Source organism: Bacillus haikouensis (assembly GCF_013179555.1).
Lineage (GTDB): Bacteria > Bacillota > Bacilli > Bacillales > Bacillaceae_B > Rossellomorea > Rossellomorea haikouensis_A.
The window spans coordinates 1-3110 of sequence record NZ_JABMCR010000384.1; the positions used below are offsets into that span (position 1 = coordinate 1).

Consider the following 3110-nt stretch of genomic DNA (forward strand, 5'->3'; position numbering starts at 1 on the left):
TACTATGAGCTCGGCAGCCTGCAGATCCAGAAAGTTGACGGTGAGTATGTTTACATCGCTCCAGTCGAATTCTCCGGATTCTTCAAATGGTTCAAGGGAGACGAAACACCCGGCTATTTCACCTTGAGCGCAACCGACTCATCGGCGAATCCGAAATTCATGAAAGAGACGATGGCCTACACACCGTCTTCTTACTTTAATAAGAATATCGAGCGTCATATGCGCATGAACTATCCGAAGTACATTTTTAACGGGGTTCCGCAGCTTGAGATCGATGACGAAGGCAAACCGTTCTACATCCGCACCTATGGGGAATTCATCTCAGCCCGTAACGGCTTCGATGTGAAAGGAATTGTGATGGTCGATCCGCAGAATGGCGACACCAAGTCCTATAAACTGGACAATGTCCCTGATTTTATCGACGGTGCAGTCTCTCCTGAAACGGTCAGCCTGCAGAACAGTTATTTCGGTAATTACGTCCAAGGCTTCTGGAATAGCGTCTTCGGAAAATCCGAGGTGAAGCTGCCTTCTGATGAAGGAACCGAAGCCAATGTCAGCCCTATTTTCAACAAAGACGGCGAGATGTACTACTTCACCGACTTCACTTCTCCTAAAGAAGGCGTCGACTCGATGCTGGGGTACTCCCTCACCAATGCAAAAACGGGTAAAGCGACCTTCTTTACAGGAAACCTGGAAGAATCATACATGGATTCCCAAGGTGCCCTGCAGATCATCCAGAAGAAATTCATCGAGAAGAAATGGGACGGAGAAATGCCCGTGCTTTACAACTTCTATGGTGAAGCAAGCTGGCTGACACCGGTTCTCGACGCCAACGGCTTCCTGCAAAACTACTTCATTGTATCCGCAGCGAACCCAGAAATCTCGGCCTACGCCGACACGCCGAACCAGACACTCAAAAAATACAAAACCGCCCTGCAAAAAGGCGGAGGCACAGTCGATGGCAGCTCCGAAGCTGAAGAAAAACAAACGACCGGAACTGTCACCCGCGTATATAAAGAAAAAATCGGTGACTACACCACCGTCTCCTTCCTGCTCGATAACGGCAGCAATTACCTGGTTTCATCCGAAATCAGCCCGCTTGCCATCTATCTGAAGGAAAACGATAAAGTCAGCATCACATTCATGGATACCGGTGAGAGCTTCCTGCCGGTGAAAGAATTGAAGATAGAAGGACTGGAATAAACAAAAGGACGAAACCTGGTGATGGTTTCGTCCTTTTTAATGTGATGATTCCAGGAATTCTTTCAGTTCATCCAGGTTGAATGATTTGTTCCAATGAACGTAATGTCCGCCATTCAAAGAACGATAGGTGACCGAATCCGTTTTCCTTTTCATTTTCCGAATTGCTCTTTCGGTGAATTTAAATTCTTTTTCATCCATTCCTTTAAACGTTCCATACACAAGATATACCGGTACTTCTATCTGTTCCAGTAAGACAGGAAGATTCAGATTATAGTAACCAAACATCAGGTTCAAAGCATCTATTGAAAAATCAGGCTGCTGCTTCAATGCCATCCTTACATACGGTGAATCAGGAATGGAGAAACGTTGGCAAAACCTTTCTGCTTCTCCAGCAACATCTTTGATTTCTGAATCATCTTCCTTAGAAAATAAAGGTTCCAACCTTTTTAACAAGGGAAATCCAAACAGTCTGACGCACACATTTAGAAAAGGAAAAGCATATGCAAATACTCCAAATTCCGAAACCGGAACCCTCGGAAATCGCTTATGTCCTTGATCGAGAAGGATGAGCCTGTTTACTCTTTCAGGATAATGTACAGCAAAATTCAACAGGAGGGCACCCCCCATGGAATGTCCGATGAGAATCGCTTTTTCAATTTCTTCCTGATCCAGATATCCTTTGACCCACTTTGCCATTTTAAGAGTGGTGGTCCTTCCTTCTATCCCCTTACTTCTCCCAAATCCGGGAAGATCGATCATATGAGTCTCGTATCCACAATTCAAATACTCAGCGATATTCAAACCTTCATTACCGGAAAATCCGCCTGCAGGAAGGAAGATAACCGACTTACCCTGTCCTGTCTTTTGTACATAGTAGTGATTGGTAAAAGTGTTAATAGTGTTCACTCCTATCCTTCAATTAATCTTCCATACCACCTCTCATCAAACGAAAGTCCTAATGCTGCACCAAATTGGACGAATCCACTGCCCCTTGCCTCCATCCTGTACGACTAGTTATCTGAATAATTTCCGCTTTCAAAAACACCGGTTTCCCCCCGGTCACCTTCAAGCATTCCGACCGTGTACTTCCTCCCTTTTAAAAGTCCTGCTTCTGCAAGAAGAAACGGGGAACTCGAAATACTTGCAATAACTGACACCGTGCTCTCTATTTCTTTTAAAAATGTGAATAGTCTCCCTTCATTTGCTAATTTCATAATATCCATGCAGCCCGTTAAAATATGACTATCAATCTCCCCGTTATATAAATCATCGATCGTGACGTCAGGAAATACACATCAGGAAGGACTCACCTCTGATCGGTTCTGCACTCAAACCTGCTGTAACCAATTGGCTTACCACCCTGCATCAGGATCGACAAGGCGACACTCAGTTCATATTCGCTGAACTGCGGATAGAGCAACACGGCTTTTTTTTCCATTCTATCAACCTCTTTCATATAGGATCCCAAACTGCATCTGACTGATTCCCGAAATCAATGTCCACAACCCATAATGCCAACTTGATTGGGAAGCTTGATGAGTCTTACATCTAAGCTCCTTCTTTCTTCTTCATTTCCTCCAGCAACTCAATCACCCTTTCATTCTGTTCGATCATTTTATCGTTTTGCTTCCTGATCCTTGTAAAATCAAATGAAAAAATCAATAAAAATAGAATAATGACAAATCCCATATCCGGTCCCCCAATTAATTCTCAATTTCACTTCCTATATTAACATAAATATCCAAATCCACTCCGGCAAACTAATGCATTACCCTCTCCCCATTTAAAATTTCCAGGGACGGTCCTTTTGTACCAAGGTTGGACATTTAAACCGATTTCCTCTCTGTTCTCCGTTTACTTCACCTCAGTTCGTGGTATCGCAATAGAATAATGAGTTTTTTTGGAGG

At 43.7% G+C, this 3110-nt stretch carries 5 protein-coding genes; 1 reads left to right on the top strand and 4 read right to left on the bottom strand.

Going from position 1 to position 3110, the window contains the following annotated elements:
* A partial coding sequence (locus HP456_RS21920; protein ID WP_172255066.1) for a hypothetical protein occupies positions 1 to 1203 on the top strand: 1203 nt, incomplete at its 5' end.
* Between the two features lie 36 nt (positions 1204 to 1239).
* On the opposite strand, the gene HP456_RS21925 is transcribed toward HP456_RS21920, so the two are convergent.
* The 4 genes from HP456_RS21925 to HP456_RS21935 form a co-directional block, all read right to left on the bottom strand.
* The gene (locus HP456_RS21925; protein ID WP_312857803.1) at positions 1240 to 2109 is read right to left on the bottom strand and encodes an alpha/beta hydrolase; all 870 of its coding nucleotides are present in this window, start codon (positions 2107 to 2109) and stop codon (positions 1240 to 1242) included.
* A gap of 104 nt (positions 2110 to 2213) precedes the next feature.
* Positions 2214 to 2477, bottom strand: coding sequence for a DJ-1/PfpI family protein (locus HP456_RS25185; RefSeq protein ID WP_312857804.1), 264 nt, complete (start codon positions 2475 to 2477; stop codon positions 2214 to 2216).
* A gap of 32 nt (positions 2478 to 2509) precedes the next feature.
* Positions 2510 to 2641: a hypothetical protein gene (locus tag HP456_RS25450; RefSeq protein WP_281358114.1), complete on the bottom strand. Its 132-nt coding sequence runs from the start codon at positions 2639 to 2641 to the stop codon at positions 2510 to 2512.
* A gap of 110 nt (positions 2642 to 2751) precedes the next feature.
* The gene (locus tag HP456_RS21935) at positions 2752 to 2892 is read right to left on the bottom strand and encodes a hypothetical protein (RefSeq protein ID WP_172255068.1); all 141 of its coding nucleotides are present in this window, start codon (positions 2890 to 2892) and stop codon (positions 2752 to 2754) included.
* Positions 2893 to 3110 lie beyond the last annotated feature (218 nt).